Raw genomic sequence first — 16823 nt, 5'->3', positions numbered from 1 at the left:
GATGTGAAGAGACGATAGAACGAATTTCGAAGTCCGCCTCTGCCCGGGGGTTGCCACCCCCGGACCCCCGCGCGCATGATTGCCCTGGATATGCGGGGGCGGGAGGGCGGGACATCTGTTGATGAAAAATGATAGACCGGAGCGCCGGCGTGGTCTGTCCATCCCTGCCCCTATCGCAATCGGCGGGGGGGTCGGGGGGCAGCAGGCCCCCCGGGAGGAGGCTACTCGATTTTCCTGAACTCTTACTCTCCAGATGCGAAGATGTGATGATTTTTCAGGGTGTGGAGGGGCCACAGCGCCGGGGGTTCTTACCCCAGGACCCCTGCATACAATTGCCCTGGACATGCGAGGACGGGGAGGGCGGCGCATCTCTCGATGAAAAATGATGGATGAACGTGCCGGCGTGGTCTGCCCGTCCCTGCCCCAATCGTATTTGCTGATGAACTAAAACCCCGACGTGCCCTCTGAAACCTTCGCGCCCATGGTGTGAGCCTCTCCACCCTTTTTCAAAATGAAAAATAATCATCCAGCGGCGCCTCACCGGCCACCCGCCTGAAGGCGGCGAGGTCGGCGAAGGGGCGCTTCGCGAGCACCTTCGGCAGGATCTTCTTTCCGATGCCGGGGATGTGGCCGATCGCCGCGTGCGGCAGCGTATTTATCTCGATCGGTGCCGGTAGGGCGGTGATCGAGCGCATCCCCCACCCGACGACGACGGCGTCGGTGACGGCACCCGTGGGAAGGGCGAGGGGGAAGCCGACGAGAATGGGGTACGAGCCCATCTGCCGCCCAAAACTCGTCCTGCCGCTCACTTCGATCCCGACATCGCGCAGCACGGTGCCCGCGGGAAAGACCCGCTGGAGCATGGGTAGGTCGAACTTCGTCCTCGTCCATTCCTTGAAGGCCCTGAAGGCGGCGTCCTGCTGCCCGAGGGTGTTCTCGTCGTAGGCGCGTGTGCTGGCGAAGGGCATCAGCTGCCTGATGTTCACCCGCCGCACCATCAGGCCCGAGGCGAGCACCCGCTCCAGAAAGGCCCGGTTTTTGTCGTACGTCTGGGCGGTCTCCCCGGCGAGGCCGCAGACGAAGTTCAGGCCGGGCAGGAGGTCGGGAACGCCGTTCCGCCTGCCGCCACCGATCTCGTTGACGATCTCGATCGCCCTGAAAACATCGTCCGGGAGCGCCTTGAGGTTGTTCGCCCTGATCACCGCGGGGTCGGCGGTCTCCATCCCGAAGGCGGCGACGTCGCCCGGGGTGTGCCCGGCGACGATCGCTGCAAGGGCGGCGCGGCTCTCCTCCTCATAATGGACGATGGTGCCCGGGTTCACGTTGTCGATGTGGAGGGTCAGCAGGTCGGGTGCCGCCGCACGGATCCCTGTGAAAAGGGCCTCGATGCGTTCGGGCCGCGGCCGGGCAAACTCGGCGCCGCCCGTGCTCCCATAGGCAAGGAGGTCGGGCTGGCGGCCGAGACGGAAGTGGCGGGCCCCTGCGGCGCTGAGCGCCCCGACCTCGGCAGCGACCCCGGCGGCGGAGCGGTAGCGGGGCGGGCCGTAGAAGGGTTCGGTGCAGAACGAGCAGCCGCCGGTGACCGCGCGGGAGCAGCCCTGCGCCGTCTCCAGCTCGATCATGACGCGGGGGAAGAACGGGTGCTGCTGCACCACCCCGGCGCCGAGGACGCTCCAGCGGTCGATCGCCGTGTAGTCGGCCTGTCCCGCGGGCTCGCCACCTCCCAGGAGGGAGTCGAGCGCCGCGGAGGGCGAGCCCTGGAGGAGGTGATCGAAGCCTGCCGCCGCAGCCCGCACCGCTTTCCTCCCGCCTTCGGCAGCGTAGCCGAAGCCGATCGGCCCGCCCAGCACCTTTTTTGGGCCGCGGATCTGCACCCCGATCTGCGAGAGCTCGGTGAGCGTCGCCGGGGTGCCGGCAAGATATTTCCCCGGCACGGTGACGCCGGCGATGACGAGCAGGAGGGCGGCGTCGGAAAACGTCCGCAGGGCCAGGGGCTCTTTGCGCACGGCGTCGATGGTGGTGTACCTGACGGTATAGCCGCGCTCGGCGAGCACGCCGGCGCAGTACCTGATGTAGGGCGAGATATAGGGCGGGACGCCGAGGCACGCCGGTTCGTCCACGTAGCCGTCGAGGATGACTGCGTCAGAGGTCATGGCCGAGGAGGGCGAGGAGGCGGCGGGCCCAGATAAGTTTGCCCCGCTTCACCGGGTCGACCGAGGGGTCGTCGAGGTCGAAGCCGACGAGGCGGACGTCCGCCGCCCCGAGGGCATGGGCGGCGAAGACGGCGCGGTCGCCGTCGGAAAACCCGCCGAAGTTGTGGATGCGCCCGGAGGGTTCGGCCTGTGTCGTCCCGACGATGGGACCGGAGAACCTGGGCACCCAGGCGCGGAGGAGCGGGATGTTGTCCCCGTGCGCATGGGCGACGACAACCGTTCCCTGCCGGTTCATCTCCACCAGTGCGTCGGTTGCCCCGTCGAGATCGGTGAAGACGGCGTCTGGCCTGATTCCCCGGGTATAGAGCACCTCGGCGGCGGCATCCGCCGCGATGACCGTTCCCTCGATCCGGTCGATCTGGCGCGGCAGGCATGGGGCGTTGCCGCAGACCGTGACCGTGCGGCCGCGGCATAGGGTGTCGAGGGCCGGGAGGTCGTCGCGGTCGAGGAGGTCGGCAAGAATGCGGGCGGCCTCCTCGTCGGCGTCCCGGTCAAAGGAGAAGTAGTCCAGGATCTCTTCGTAAAGGGGTTCCCAGTCCTCAAACTTCATGCTTCGCCTCGTCCTCCAGCCCGACGATCCTGCGGATCCGCTTCAGGATGGGCTCGATGATCAGGTCGAGGAGTTCCTCCTTGTCCTTCACCATCGAGAAATAGGTGAGCGGGATCACGGCTGCCGCCATGGTCGCATGCCCACCGGCCTCGCCTATGCCCTTGAACGCCTCTTCGAGCACTTTGCCGATGTGGATCCTGATGTCCCGGTTCCGGCCTGAGAAGATGATGCTGGTGTCGGTGATCCCGTAGATGATGGCGGTGTTCACGCCCTCGAGATTGATGAGGAGATCGGCGGCCTGAGGGACGGCGTCCCGGTTGCGCAGGTAGCCCACGTTGGCGAAGAGATAGCCCGAAACGACCTCGCGGTCCTGGATGGCGCTGCCGATCACCTCGAGTGTCTCCTGCGATACGGCCGGCGACATGATCTTGTCGAGGATGTCGCGGTCGGTGAGCGGGAGAAGGAATGCGGCATAATTAAAGTCCTGCGGTGTGATGTTCCGCCTGAAGTCCCGTGTGTCCGCCCTGATGCCGTACAGGAGGGCGGTCGCCACCTTCGTATCGACCGGGATGTCGAGTTCCTGGAGATACTGTGTCATTATCGAGGCGGTCGCCCCCATTCCCGGTCTGATATCGACGAAATCGACCTTGGAGGTGTCGTGGGTGCCGTTTTTATGGTGGTCGATGATGATGTTCACGCGGGCGTCCTTGCCGAGGGCGTTGTTCACGCCCGGCCCTGAGGAGTCTACAAGGGCGAGGTGGTCGCAGGCCGAAAGGAGTTCCGGCGTGATCTGCTCCATCTTGATGTCGAGGAGGTTGACAAAGGCGCGGTTCTCCTGGTGGCCAATGGTGCCGTCGTACAGGATCCGCGAGACGAGTTTGCCGCCGCTGGCGTCGTGCGCGATCACTGCAAGCGCCATGGCACTCGATACTGAATCGGGATCCGGGTTGGTATGGGCGATGATCCCCATGGTGCCCTCCCAGGACCCGAGCAGGGTATAGAGGCGCCTCGCGATGCGCGACGACGAAAGCCTTCTGATGCGCAGCACGGCGGTCTTGGCGATCACCTCCTGCGGGTATAACACCACATCGGCGCCGGCGGCCTCGAGCTGGTTCTTGCTCACCGGATCGGTTGCGCGTGCGATCAGGTGGGCGGATGGATACTTCGCCTTGGCGGTCCTGACGACGGCGAGGTTTGCGTCCTTGTCGTTCGACAGGACAAAAATGACTTCGGGCACAGGCAGTTCGTCAAGCGCTGCCGGATCCTTGAGTTCCCGGACGATCGCCTGATATTTCTGATCGAGCAGATCCTGCACTCTTTTCTCATCTTTATCAAGAATGAGGATTGAATCGGTCTCTTTGAGGAGTTCCTCAACGACGTTGTAACCTGTGCTCCCGCAGCCGCATATGAGGTATTTGATCTTCCCGGACGACCCGGTCTGAGCTGCATCGGCCATCGCAGTCTTGTGTGATCTTTCGGGATAATTAACCATCGCCGCAACCTTTATATCGAAATTAGGCTAACATAGTATGGTCAAAGCACAGGGGCCTGTAGCTTAGTTTGGCATAGCGGCGGACTCTTAATCCGCAGGCCAGGGGTTCAAATCCCTTCAGGCCCGTTCTTTCTGTTCTGAAAAATTCTTTGTGCCTGAGTTCGATCTGATCGCATTTCTTTCCGCGCTTTTGCCTGCATATCTGATCTGTTCGCGTATTTTTCAAAACCGGCTGCAGTGCGGCATACGCCGCCGGGCGGTCCTGAAAAATATGCCGTTCACTCACGCGAGAGGCCGCGAAGAAACCGGGCCCTGTTTTAATTCCCGTGATCTTCGTGGAAATTTGCATCTTTTCGCGCCTATCGCGTGGGCATCTCCTGGAAAAATCATGCGGTGGTCCTGAAACACTTTCCGTCTCTTCTCTCGTGTACTACATTCCAGGTCACCTGAGCAGGGTCGGATGAAGGTGTCATGAATGTCCGCACACAGGAGCAAAGAGCATTATTTCCCGACCGCCACCAGCATCTCCTCAAGGCTCGGGTAGCGCGACTCGATCCGCTCCACCGTCCCGCCTGCCGCCGCCACGGCCGCGGATACCCGGTTCATGCCGGCGACATCGCCGGCTGCGGCCATGTAGATGCCGTCGGATCGCGTATAGGCCAGGGAGGGTTCAAGGGCGCTTGCATCCGGGATGGTGAAATAGACCTCGTAGGTGAGGGAGCCGAACCGCTCCCTCAGGTCCCGCATCGTGCCGAAGGCCTCGATCCGGCCCCGCCGCAGGATCATCACCCGATCGCAGATCTCCTCGATCTGGTAGAGGTTGTGCGCCGAGAGTACGATCGTCCTCCCTTCGGCGCGCAGCTCCCTGAGATACTCCCCGATGAACCGTCCGGTCATCGGGTCGAGCCCGGACGAAGGCTCGTCATAGACGAGGAACCGGGGATCGTGCAGCAGGGAGCGCGCGATCGCCACCTTGCGCCGCATCCCTTTCGAAAGTTCGCCGATCTTCTTTTCGCCGGCGTCGAGGGAGAGAGAGGAGAGGAGGCGCTCGCTGCGTTCACGGATCTCCCCGCCTGAAAGCCCATAGATCTCGCCGAAGAACGAGAGGTAGTCGGCGACCCTCATCGTCTCGTACAGGCGCGACTCCTCAGGGAGGTAGCCGAGGGTCTGCTTCAGGGCGTGCGGGTTTCTGACCACATCGACGCCGGCGATCGCAAGGCTTCCCGCGGTCGGGGACGAGAGCCCGGCGAGGATCTTCAGGAGCGTCGTCTTCCCGGCCCCGTTGTGCCCCACAACTCCGAGGATCTCTCCTTCTCCGAGATCAAAACTCACGCCGTCGAGGGCCCGAAACGCCCCGTAATCCTTCACCAGGTCGCGTGCCGCGATCATCCTATCCGCGTCGCGCCCCACCGGATATATCATATCGCATCCTGCCCAACCGATCCTGCAAGGAGTCGATCCCGATCAGCCTGCGAACTGCCCTGACCATTGCGCGCTGGGAGACGAAACGGTCCCTCACCACGATGAGCAGAGACGTCCTCCCCATGACCGCCGTCCTGCTCGTCGCTCTGCTCCTCGCCTCGGGCCTCACCGCGGAGAGCGGCATCCGTCTCCAGGACGGCATCTACACGGTGGGGACCGACGATCCTGCCGCGGCGGCGCTCCTCTCAGGCGACCCGGCGTTCTCGGTGTTCCTCACAGGCCATGCCGTGCTCGCCCAGAGACCGGGCGCATACGACCTCGTCATCTCGGGCGGCAGGGCCTGGGCAGCCCGGACCGAGAAGGGTGCGGCGGCGCTCTCTGCATTCGCCGTCGCATACCGGAACTACCGTGCCGGTATCTACACCGGCGAAGAGGACCTCTTCGCCGCATATCCCCTCTGGATCGAGACGGTCGAGGTGACGAGCAGCCTCGACTTCACCGCCACCGAAAGCGGACAGATCATCGCTCCAAAACCGCAGGAAGGGAGCCACGTTCGGCCCTCAGGGCCGGTCGAAGACCTGCCGACACCCTCGTCCACCCTTGCCGTCTCTGCAGAGGAACTCCGCCATGACCTCGCCACCGCCCCGGCAGGAAACGACGGGATCGCGCGCTATCTCGGCATGTTCTCAGGCGGCCCTGACCTCGGGGAGTTCAAGACCCCATCGCAGCTCTCCCCGCCCCTCCCCTTCGACTCGCTCATTTACATCTTCGTCTTTATCTTCCCCCTGTACTTCACCTCCCAGTTCGCGATGATGTCGATTGCAAACGAGCGGATCGAGCGGCGGGGCGAGATCCTCCTCTCCACCCCGGCCGGTCCGCTCACCATCATCGCCGGCAAGATGCTCCCCTACTTCCTCCTGATGATCGCCGTCTGTTCGGCGATCGTCCTGATCACCGGCGGGTCGTTCGTCGTCATCCTCCCCCTCGTTCCGGTGATCCTCTTCTTCCTTGCGGCGGCGCTGCTCATCGGCATGACGGCCCGGAGCTTTCGAGAACTCTCCTTCCTCTCCATCTTCTTCTCGACGATGATGACCTCGTACCTCTTTTTCCCCTCGATCTTCGCAAACGTCCACGTGATCAGCCTGATCTCGCCCCTGACCCTGGTGGTCCTCCACTTCCAGGGCACGGGCTTTACGGCGGCCGACTACCTCTATGCGACCGCCCTCTTCTGGCTCTCGACCGCCGTCGTCCTCTGGCTCTGCGCCCGCAACTTCACCGAAGAGCAACTCTTCTCGCAGGAGCGCCTCACCTCCCGCCTCCGCTCCTTCATCTTTGCGGCGATGGCCCGGGACCACCCCTTCGCCTCCCTCGTCGCCGTAAACCTCCTCGCCATCCCGCTCATCTTCATGGTGCAGCTGATGTACCTGGTGCTCCTCTTCAACCTCCCGCTGCCCTGGTCGCTCCTCGCCCTGATCCTCCTTGCCGCCTTCACCGAGGAGGTCGCCAAGTCGGTCGGGATCGTCGCCCTCTTCCGCGGGATCCCGGGCTTTTTCACCTGGCGGACCGTGCTCCTCGCCGCCGTGGCGACCGGGTTCGGTTTCCTCCTCGGCGAGAAACTTCTCCTCTTCGTGATGATGGCGCAGGTCACCGGGTCGCTCTTTGGCTCCGTCCTCTTCTCGGGTGTCGGCCTCCTCTGGATGCCCTTCCTCCTCCATACGGCAGGCGCCCTGATCGTGGGGGCGGTGCTGAAGATCGGCGGGCGTCGGGCCTATCTCCCGGGCCTCCTCCTCGCGACGGCGGTCCATGCCTCGTATAACCTCATCCTGATCGGAGGTGCACTGTGAAGCCGCGTCATGTCTGGACCATCGCAAAAAAAGAACTCCGGGGGATCGGGAACGAGCGGACGATCGTGCTTGCGATCCTGCTGCAGGTATTCATCGCCATGTTCTCCTCGTTCCTCGTCGTCGGTCTCACCTCGCTCTACGACCCCTCGTCTCTCGGTGGGATGTCGGGGGGGTATGCGGTCGGGTATGCCGGCACCGATTCGCCGCTTGCAGACCTGCTCGAAGAGAAAGGCGACTTCGAGGTCTACCATATGGACCTCTCCGAAGCGGTCGCCGCCCTGCAGGAGCGGAGGCTTGCGGCCGTGGTCTATGTCCCTGATACCCCACCGGACGGCATCGACCCGGTGAAGATCACGCTCTACACCCTGAAAAACGACATCTCCGCCTCGGTGACCGGCGTGAAGATCAGGGAGGCGATGGAGGCCTATGAGGTGATGCTCAGGGAGGCGAGAGACGACCGCCTCGCCGCAGAGCCCGTCGATATCGCCGTTCCCGCAGATGCGGGCGGCCAGAGTTTCTTCATCTTCGTCTACGGCCTCCTCGTGCCTCTCCTCCTCTTCATGCCGGCGATCATCTCGGCGAGCCTGATCATCGATTTCATCACCGAGGAGTACAGCACAAAAACCCTCGACACGCTCCTCTCGACGCCCCTCACCTTCACCGAGATCCTCTGGGGTAAAGTGCTCGCCGCATGGGTGCTCGTCCCGCTCCAGGCAGGGGCGTGGATCGTCCTCCTGGCAGCGAATGGGATCGCGATCCACAACGCCCTTGCGATTCTCCTCCATGTCTCGGCGGCGTCCCTGGTGCTGATCCTCATCGGGGCGATCGCCGCCCTTCACTATCGTGAGCGGACGAGCGCCCAGTTCGTCTACTCGACCGCTCTCGTCGCCGTCCTCCTCGCCGTCCTCGCCATCCCCGGCAACCCGGCGAACCTGATCGTCCTGCTCGCAGCCGGTTCGCCGGCACCCCTGCATGGAGCGGCGCTCGTCGGCGTCCTTGCCGGTACGGCCTTCCTTGCGATTATAACGGATCGCTATGCGCGGCGGCTGGCGGCACGGGCGGCGCAATAGGATTGTCAGGCTGTGTAAAGGGGCCAATGGCTGCTCATTTTTCCGTATGGGCCGAAGATAACTGTAGATATCACCACATTTCTGCTAATCGGGCGGAGAAAATCAGAAAAAATATACAATAGCCCTCCGCACATGTAGCGTGATCCATCATGATCCGAACGGTATCCTTCATGGCAGGAGCGGTTCTCGCTCTTCTCCTTCTCATGGCCCCGGCCGCCGCCCTCGGCGGCGACGAGGCCTGGATAGAGGTCAGGTGCAACGTGAACGGTGCATCGATCTACTTCGACAACGACTACAAAGGCCAGATCGCAAGCGGCGTGCTGAGTGTCCCGGTCTATACGACCGGCACGCCGTATTACACGGCAAAGGCGACGATGGACGGGTATTACACCTCGTCGGTCTCGATCGGCTCGTACCCCTCAATTGGAGAGTCCAAGACCATCTACATCACCTTAAACCCGACCCCGACGCCGACTCCCTCCTCCAGCGGCTCTATCTCGGTGACCTCCAGCCCGAGCGGCGCAAAGACCTATGTGGACGGCTCCTACTATGGCAGGACGCCGCAGGTGATCAACGGCCTCTCTGTGGGGTCGCACACGGTCAGGGTCGAGTACGACGGCTACCAGACCTGGACGCAGACCGCCGGCGTCAGTGCCGGTGGGGTAACGAGTGTCTACGCCACCCTGACGCCGCAACCGACCTACGGCTCGATCTACGTCTCTTCGAGCCCGTCGAACGCCAATGTCTATCTTGATGGGACGTATAAGGGCACGACGCCGATGACCATCAGCGGCGTCTCGCAGGGGTCTCATTTCCTCGAGATCGAGAAGGCGGGGTATCATGAATGGAGCAGCTCGGTAAAGGTCGTCTCAGGCCAGCAGTCCCATATCTCTGCCACCCTCGACTCCAACGTGCAGCCGACCACGGGAACGATCGTCGTCTCCTCCACGCCTGTGGGTGCCTATATCTATCTTGACGGGAGTTACCAGGGCAGAACAACTGCGCAGGGTTTCGTGATCATCGGCGTCTCGCCGGGCACCCGCACCGTGACCCTGAAACTTGACGGCTACCAGGACGCCGCCACCTCGGTGAACGTGAACGCGGGGCAGCAGTCCTCGGTCTCCCTCACCCTGCAGACCCCCGGTGCAAACACCGGTTCGATGACGATCACCTCCACCCCCGCAGGTGCCGAGGTCTACCTGAACAATGCGTATAAGGGTATCACGCCCCTCACCCTCAGCGATCTCGCCGTGGGCTCATACACCGTCTCGGTCCAGCTCCAGGGCTATACCGAGTGGATCACCACCGCCAGCGTGAACGCCGGCGCCACGACCCCGGTCTCGGCGCAGCTCGTACCGGCCACGACGCCGACCCCCGAAGCAGCGGCAATGCCGCTGACGGCGTTCGGCGCCATTGCCCTGCTCGGTGCGGTGCTCGTCCTGCGCAGGCGCTGAGAACACCCCCCACTTTTTTTCGATCGCATCTTTCAAAAGGGCGGATGCCCATAGATCATCTGATGAAGACCGTGATCATCTCGCCGGGCATCGCCACCTATGGGGCGATGCTCATCGGCGGCGTCGTCAGGGATGCCGGGCACGAGGTGCGGCTATCGACTGCCCTGAACGCCGGGGACGCCGACGTCGTTCTCCTCAGCCTGTTCTCGACACAGCACCTGATGGATCCCGCGATCAGGGACTTCGTCGCCGGCGTGCGGGCTTCGGAGCGTCCGGTCTATATCGGCGGCCCGGTCTCTGCATACCCGGAGTACGTGCTCGGTGAACTCGCCCCGGACGCTGTCGTCGTCGGCGAGGGGGAGGAGACGGTGCCGCGCCTCCTCGGCCGCGGCGTCTCGCCCGACCTCCCGGGGATCGCCTTCTCTGACGGGGGCCGGATCGTGATCACGCCGCCGGCGCCGCCGGTCCCGGTGCAATACCGCCCGCTCCCCCTGATCCCGGACGATATCGGGCGGCAGAGCATCAGGGGGGCGAATGCCTATATAGAGACGCACCGGGGCTGCACCGGCGCCTGCACCTTCTGTCAGGTGCCGCGGTTCTTCGGGAGAGAGATCAGGAGCCGCAACCTCGATGAGATCCGGAAGGAAGTGCGGGCGTTCAGGGAAAAAGGTGCCGTGCGCCTCTCGGTCTCGGGCGGGACCGGTTCGCTCTTCGGGTATCATGGGGAGATCGACGACGACGCCGTCATTGCTCTCCTCCAGATGCTCGCCGAGGAACTCGGCCCGAAAAATGTTTCTGCCCCGGACATCAGGGTGGACGCCATCACCGACGAGATCCTGGAGGCGATCCGGAAATACACGATCGGCTGGCTCTTCTACGGTTTCGAGTCAGGGAGCGACGCCGTGCTCAGGCAGATGGGTAAGGGCGTGACCGTCGCACAGATGCACGAGGCGGTGGAACGGTCGCGCCAGCACGGCCTGAAGGTCGCCGGGTGCTTCATCGTCGGTTACCCGACCGAGACCACAGAGGACTACGAGGCGACAAAAGAGTTCATTGCCGAGGAGATGCTCGACGACGTCTTTGTCTCGGTGGCCGAACCGATCCCGAAGACCCCGCTTGCCGACCTGGTGCTCAGGACGCCGCATGAGAGAAACCCGGTCTATGCGCCTCATGAAGGGGAGTACCGCTCCCTCCGTCTCACCGAGGCCGAGGCACGCTGGTTCGATCTCTCCCAGCACGCCGACATGTACAAGCCCCTCCTCCACGTGGTCACCGACGAGGTCTTCAATATGTACCTCGCCGAGGCGAGGAAGCAGGGCGAGGATGTTCGCCGGGTGACGGCGCTGATCGAGCGCTATGAGAAGGGAGGAGACGAAAGGTGAACTAAGGGTGTCGTGAACCGGGCGAAACCCTGAAGTTGCTGCGGGAGGTCCTGGGGCTGCGGGCCGTGTGGTTCGAAGCGGTCTGAGACCTGCCCACTTTTCCCCTATCGCCTTTTCACGCGGGACGGCCTTCGCCGCCTGAACACAGCCCGGATCGGAAAGAGCGCCCTGCATTTCTGAAAAGTTGTTCACCAAAGCCGAAAAAAGGGTGCGGGATCAGCTGCAGCCGCTCCACCCGCAGTTCTTGCAAATCCCCTGGTTGCACCCCTCCCCGAAATCGAGTTCGGCGCCGCACTCGGGGCAGAGGTTCTTTTTCTTCCCTGAGACTTCGGTGATCTCCCAGGTGTCCAGGGTGGTGATCGTCTGCTTCGAGGCCGCAAGGTCGATGCACCTGCCCACGACGTCGGCGCAGGAAAGGCCCTCCGAGGCCGGGTTCCTGATGGCCGAGATGCAGTTCACCTTCGCGAACTGCTTGACGAACTTCTGGTGGGGCACGCCGTTCTGGAGGCCGGTGGAGATCGCACGCCCCAGGGCGTTGGAGTTCGCCTCGCAGCCGCCGCTCCCGACGGTCCTGATGAAGACCTCCCAGGGCCGCCCGTCGAGGAGGTTGACGGTGATATAGAGGCGGCAACACCCTGACTGGCAGAGATACGTCTTGCCGGCGAGTTCTTTCGGGCGGGTGGGCGGTATCTCCGCGGGCTTTTCTGCCGGTTCTTTCTCTTTGAGGGCGAGCACCACGTCCTCGCGGCTGCCCGTCCGGTAGATCGTCATCCCCTTGAGCCCGCTCCGCCACGCCATCAGCACCGCCTCGGCGATCTCCTCGCGGGTGGCGGTGTTGGGCATGTTGATCGTCTTGGAGATGGAGGCGTGGACGTGCCGCTGGAAGATCGCCTGCATGCGCACGTGGTCCCGCCAGTCGATGTCCAGGGCGGTCTGGAAGAGGTTCCTGAAGGAAACCGGGAGCCAGCCGATGTCCCTGACCGTCCCGGTCTCGTGGACGTGATCGATCGCCTCCTGGACCTTCCGTTCGGCCTCCTCGGTGCCCAGGCCGAGCGCCATGACGGCCCGCCTCAGTTCTGCCTCGAAGATCGGGTGGAGCATCACGAAGGTCTTGCCTACGGTGTTTTTGCGGGTGTAGGCGTAGGAGAAAACCGGTTCGATGCCGCTCGAACACCCGGCGAGGAGGGAGATCGTCCCGGTCGGGGCGATGGTGGTGAGGGCGGCGTTCCGCATCGGATACTCGCCCCATACGCTCCCCTCGAATGCGGGGAAAACGCCCTTCTCCGCGGCGAGGGCGTGCGACTCCTCGACCGCCGTGTCGTTGACGAGCGCCATGATCCGCTCGCAGACGGCCCGCCCCTCCTCGGAGTCGTACGGGAGGCCGAGCATCAGGAGGGCGTCGTGGACCCCCATCAGCCCGAGGCCGACCTTTCTCGTCTTTCGCGTCGCCTCCTCGATCTGCGGGATCGGAAAGACGTTTCTTTCGATGACGGCGTCCAGGAAGCGGACTCCCATGCGGGTGATCCGCCTGAGCCCTTCTTCGTCGACGGCGCCATCCCTGACGAACATCGCCAGGTTGATCGAACCGAGCACGCACGACTCGAAGGGGAGAAGGGGCTGTTCGCCGCAGTTGTGCACAACCAGACCGTTCGCATCGAAGGCATTGACGCCCGGCACCTGCACATCGTAGACCTCCTCCTCGCCGTCATCTTCGAGTGCAGACACCGTCGCAACGAAACGCTCCCGATTCAGAGAGCGCGAATATGATGACAGTGCCTGTTCAAGCGCTTCTTTTTTCCGTGCGTGGATGAAGCCAACCCTTTCCCGGAAGAAGAGGAGGTTTTCACCCGCGATCACCAGTTCATACTGGGTACGCACGCGGTAGTGCTTTGACCCACCGTTCCCGTCGGGCAGCACCGAGAATCCGGCCTCCCTGCGCCGATAGATCCGCGAGGCGATCCCGAGGCGGAGAAGCATCCGCTGGACGCTGCGGAGGAGCGGGAGCGAACTCTGTGCAAGCCTGACGCTGATCCCTTTCTTCGTCGTTCCCTGCACCGAGGCGTCGCAGTCGAAGAGGCCGGAGAGGAACCCGCAATAACCGGCAGACGATGCCTTTTCAAGAGCAGGCGTGATCGTTTTATTTCCGGGAGCCATCCCGTGCAAGACCGCAAGATCGCGGACGGCAGCAAGCTTCAACCTGTGTTCGCCCCGCCCTTTGACGGCAGACCAGCCTGAAAAATCAGAGCGGTGGGCGAGCGTATACGCGCACGCCTCCGCGTGCCCCATCACCGACGCCGCACCGCGGTCGCTCTCCCAGACCGAGAGAACGGCGGCATCTGATTTCAGCGTGCCGTCACCGACAAGAAGGCCGAGGAGATATCCTTCTTCCCTGCCGAGGGGGCCGTGCCAGGCCGGAAGGCTGCGGTGATCGTGAAGAAGGATCTGGTCGCCTGAAGAGAGGTCGCCCGCACACGTCCATTCGGTCTCCGTGCGATAGCGGGTCATGGATTTTACGCGGCAGACCGGGTGGCTCCTGGTTAACCTCAGGCAGTGGCCCTCTTTCGTGGTCATCTTCACCACCTCCTTTCTCCCTGTGGAGAAGAATCCCCCCGGACCTGACCTGAAGGTCATGCCGTTCGCCGCCGCATCGAATGCCGTTCCAACGAGGTCGGCGACCTGGCGGGGGCCTGCGCCGGTCATCACCCATGTGTCCGCGGTGACGCACGGATTCGTCGTATCGATCTCCCCCAGGTTCGGGGTCGGGTTCTTCCGGTTGATCTCGTCGTAGAAGAGGACTCCGGGCTCGCCGTTCTTCCAGATGCCGTCGACGATGCCGTTCCAGATGGCGCCGACCGTGATCTCCTCGCCCGTATGGGGGTGGGTGACCCAGACTTTCTGGAACTGCCCGGCCTCCACGAACTCCATGAAGCGGTCGTTGACCATCACCGAGATGTTGAAGTTCGAGAGTTCGCCCTCGACGTTCTTCGCGTGGATGAACCGCAGGACGTCAGGGTGCCAGACGTTCAGGATCCCCATGTTCGCCCCGCGCCGCCGTCCGCCCTGCTTGATCACGTCGGTGGCGGCGTTGAAGACCTTCATGAACGAGATCGGGCCGGATGCGACGCCGTCGGTGGACTGGACAGGTGCACCCTCCGGGCGGATATGGGAGAAGTTGTAGCCGGTGCCGCCGCCGCTCTTGTGGATCAGGGCGCCCCATTCGAGGGCATGGAAGATGTCGGGGATCGAGTCGCCGACATACAGGGTGAAGCAGGCCGAGAGCTGGCCGATATCGGTCCCGGCATTCATCAGGGTGGGGGAGTTGGGGAGGAAGCGGAGGGAGTGCATTGCCTCATAGTAATCCTCGCGTTCGCTCTCGTTCTGCGCGAGCGCCGCAGCAACGCGCCGGCAGATGTCGTCAAAGGTTCTCTCGCCCTTGCGGAGGTACCGGGCCGCAAGGATGCTATCTACTACTGAATCGCTCATTCTGGTGCACCATAAAATATGAGTGAGGGGTGATCTCTACGATCACATTGGTCTCATCGGTTATACTATTTTCACTGCCCTGCGAGCCAGTCCTCGATCAAAGCCCGCGCGATCGATGCCGGTCCGGGGAGGTCGGGGAGGGCGTCGGCGGTGAACCATCTGGCGTCCTCGACCTCCAGCCCGTCCGGGCAGAGATCGCCTCCGGCGTAGTCGGCGGTAAACCCGATCATCAGGGAGTGGGGGAAGGGCCAGGGCTGGCTCCCGAAATAGCGGGGGTTTCTGATGGCGACCCCGGTCTCTTCCATCACCTCCCTCTCTGCGGCGTGCTCGACGTTTTCTCCAGGTTCGACGAAACCGGCGATCACCGAATACCGTCCGGCCGGAAAGTGCGGGGAGCGGGCGAGGAGGATGGCGTCGCCGTCTGTGACCCGGACGATCACGGCCGGGGAGAGGCGGGGGTAGACGACAAGGCTGCAGGAAGGGCAGAGCCGGGCGATCTCGTCCTCCTTCATCAGGGTCGCCGCCCCGCACCGCCCGCAGTAGCGGTGGGTGCGGTCGAAGTCCACGTACTGGACGGCCCGCCCGGCAATCCCGAGTTCCTCGTCCCCGATCATTCCGAAGAGGTCGCGGAGCGGGACGGGCCTGAGGCCCACCGGGACGGTGTCCACCCCGGCGGCGAAGACCGGGCGGCCGTCGAGGCTGCCGATGAAGAGCGACCCTGCCGGTGCCGGGTCCTCCGGGAAGGACGAGAGGAGCGGCGAACCGTCGGCTCCGCAGAGGACGTCCCCCTCGCCGACCAGCACGAGGAGAGGTGAAGGGCCCTGGAACGGGTCTGCAGGGTGGAATGCAAGCCGTTCTGTGGTGAAGTGTGGGGTGAAGGCGGGAACCATACTGATGGTTTGGTGGAGACCGGCATCAGGGTTGCGGATATGGCTGGCCCGGTCTGCACCGGAAGGTGCCGAGGCGAATCGTCCAGGATCCGGCTCTCGAACTCGTCCCCGGGGGAGAGAACCAGGCACTATTATCTCGGCCCTCCATCGATTGATCATACCATGCCAGTCGATCAGATCCCGATCGGGACATTCTCGCACCTGACCCGGCTGTCGAAGAAAGCGCTGCACTGCTATGACCAGAAGGGCCTCCTTGTGCCGGCGACAAAGGATCTCTGCTCAGGATACCGCTACTACGCGATCGCACAGATCGACCGGGCCGTAAGGATACGAGCCCTTTCTGGCCTCGGGTTCTCCCTGGACGAGGTGGCGGCGGTCCTCGACGCCGCAGAACGCGGGGAGACATGTGTCCTTGCCGGGCTCATGGGGGGGCGGCGCCGCGCCGTGCAGGAGGAGATCGGTCGCCTGCGCAGGGTGGAGCGGGTGCTGTCGTCGGCAGACCCGTTAAAGGAGATGTTTCGAATGTCACTTACAGAATGGACCATCAAGGAGATCGCACCCCTGCGCGTGATCTCGGCACGGACGAAGGGCGCATATGCGGAGGTCACCGGTTCGTTGATCGAGGTGCTCTGCCGGGAGATCGCATCCCCGGAGAACAGGAACGCCGGGGTGAAGGTCTCCGGGACCGTCATCTCGATCTGTTATGCCGGCGACGAAGACGGGAGCGACTGCGATGTCGAGGTCGCCCTGCCGGTCACCGGGGCGGTGACGGTCAGGGATCCGGCCGTCGGGGTGCGCGTCCTCCCCGGATGCCGGGCCCTCTCGGTGCTCTACCGTGGACCGTACGAGAACCTCCCCCTCGCCCACCGGCAGGTGAGGGAGTACCTCGATGCCCACGGCCTCAGCCAGACCGGCCCCGAGCGCGAGGTCTACCTCAACGACCCGGCGCAGGTTGCGGCAGAAGACCTGATGACCGAGATCCAGTACCCGGTTGAGGGCTGAACGCCCGGCCCCAGCCTCTTT

At 63.7% G+C, this 16823-nt stretch carries 11 protein-coding genes and 1 tRNA gene; 6 read left to right on the top strand and 6 right to left on the bottom strand.

From position 1 onward, the window contains the following. Positions 1-506: 506 nt before the first annotated feature. From METLI_RS10585 to METLI_RS10575, 3 genes are read right to left on the bottom strand one after another with little or no spacing between them, the layout of a single operon-like run. Positions 507-2153, bottom strand: coding sequence for a radical SAM protein (locus METLI_RS10585; protein WP_004040256.1), 1647 nt, complete (start codon positions 2151-2153; stop codon positions 507-509). Further along, positions 2143-2763 (bottom strand): 6-hydroxymethylpterin diphosphokinase MptE-like protein, encoded by a 621-nt coding sequence (locus METLI_RS10580; protein WP_004040254.1) that lies wholly within the window; start codon positions 2761-2763, stop codon positions 2143-2145. Before METLI_RS10580 ends, METLI_RS10585 begins: the two co-directional genes overlap by 11 nt. Beyond that, a complete protein-coding gene (locus METLI_RS10575) occupies positions 2753-4219 on the bottom strand; it encodes a DHH family phosphoesterase (protein WP_048103820.1) in 1467 nt (488 codons plus the stop codon). Before METLI_RS10575 ends, METLI_RS10580 begins: the two co-directional genes overlap by 11 nt. A gap of 88 nt (positions 4220-4307) precedes the next feature. Between METLI_RS10575 and METLI_RS10570 the strand changes: the two genes are divergently transcribed. Further along, positions 4308-4381, top strand: a tRNA-Lys gene (locus METLI_RS10570). Between the two features lie 375 nt (positions 4382-4756). On the opposite strand, the gene METLI_RS10565 is transcribed toward METLI_RS10570, so the two are convergent. After that, complete coding sequence (locus tag METLI_RS10565) at positions 4757-5644, bottom strand: ABC transporter ATP-binding protein (protein WP_048103818.1); 888 nt, start codon at positions 5642-5644, stop codon at positions 4757-4759. Positions 5645-5778: 134 nt separating this feature from the next. Here METLI_RS10565 and METLI_RS10560 point away from each other — a divergent pair, with 134 nt between their 5' ends. The 4 genes from METLI_RS10560 (at position 5779) to METLI_RS10545 (ending at position 11427) form a co-directional block, all read left to right on the top strand. Next, positions 5779-7521 carry an ABC transporter permease family protein gene (locus tag METLI_RS10560; protein WP_004040248.1) on the top strand — a complete coding sequence of 581 codons (1743 nt, stop codon included), beginning with the start codon at positions 5779-5781 and terminating at the stop codon, positions 7519-7521. Then, positions 7518-8591 carry an ABC transporter permease gene (locus METLI_RS10555; protein ID WP_004040246.1) on the top strand — a complete coding sequence of 358 codons (1074 nt, stop codon included), beginning with the start codon at positions 7518-7520 and terminating at the stop codon, positions 8589-8591. The genes METLI_RS10560 and METLI_RS10555 overlap by 4 nt, the downstream gene beginning before the upstream one ends. Positions 8592-8740: 149 nt before the next feature. Beyond that, positions 8741-10045 (top strand): PEGA domain-containing protein, encoded by a 1305-nt coding sequence (locus tag METLI_RS10550; RefSeq protein WP_004040243.1) that lies wholly within the window; start codon positions 8741-8743, stop codon positions 10043-10045. Positions 10046-10107: 62 nt separating this feature from the next. Further along, positions 10108-11427 (top strand): methyl-coenzyme M reductase glutamine C-methyltransferase, encoded by a 1320-nt coding sequence (locus tag METLI_RS10545; protein WP_048103817.1) that lies wholly within the window; start codon positions 10108-10110, stop codon positions 11425-11427. Positions 11428-11643: 216 nt separating this feature from the next. On the opposite strand, the gene METLI_RS10540 is transcribed toward METLI_RS10545, so the two are convergent. Then, positions 11644-14910, bottom strand: a complete 3267-nt coding sequence (locus METLI_RS10540; protein WP_004040239.1) for an LAGLIDADG family homing endonuclease — start codon at positions 14908-14910, stop codon at positions 11644-11646. Positions 14911-14981: 71 nt separating this feature from the next. Further along, on the bottom strand, positions 14982-15800 hold the full coding sequence (nudC, locus tag METLI_RS10535; protein ID WP_004040237.1) for an NAD(+) diphosphatase: 819 nt from the start codon (positions 15798-15800) through the stop codon (positions 14982-14984). A 162-nt stretch (positions 15801-15962) separates the two neighbouring features. On the opposite strand from nudC, the gene METLI_RS10530 reads away from it, so the two are divergent. Further along, the gene (locus tag METLI_RS10530) at positions 15963-16802 is read left to right on the top strand and encodes a MerR family transcriptional regulator (protein WP_004040235.1); all 840 of its coding nucleotides are present in this window, start codon (positions 15963-15965) and stop codon (positions 16800-16802) included. Positions 16803-16823: the final 21 nt, after the last annotated feature.

The organism is Methanofollis liminatans DSM 4140 (assembly GCF_000275865.1).
In the GTDB taxonomy this organism is placed as follows: Archaea; Halobacteriota; Methanomicrobia; order Methanomicrobiales; family Methanofollaceae; genus Methanofollis; species Methanofollis liminatans.
Note: the sequence above shows the minus strand (reverse complement) of the source record. Positions and strands in the feature narration are given on the sequence as shown.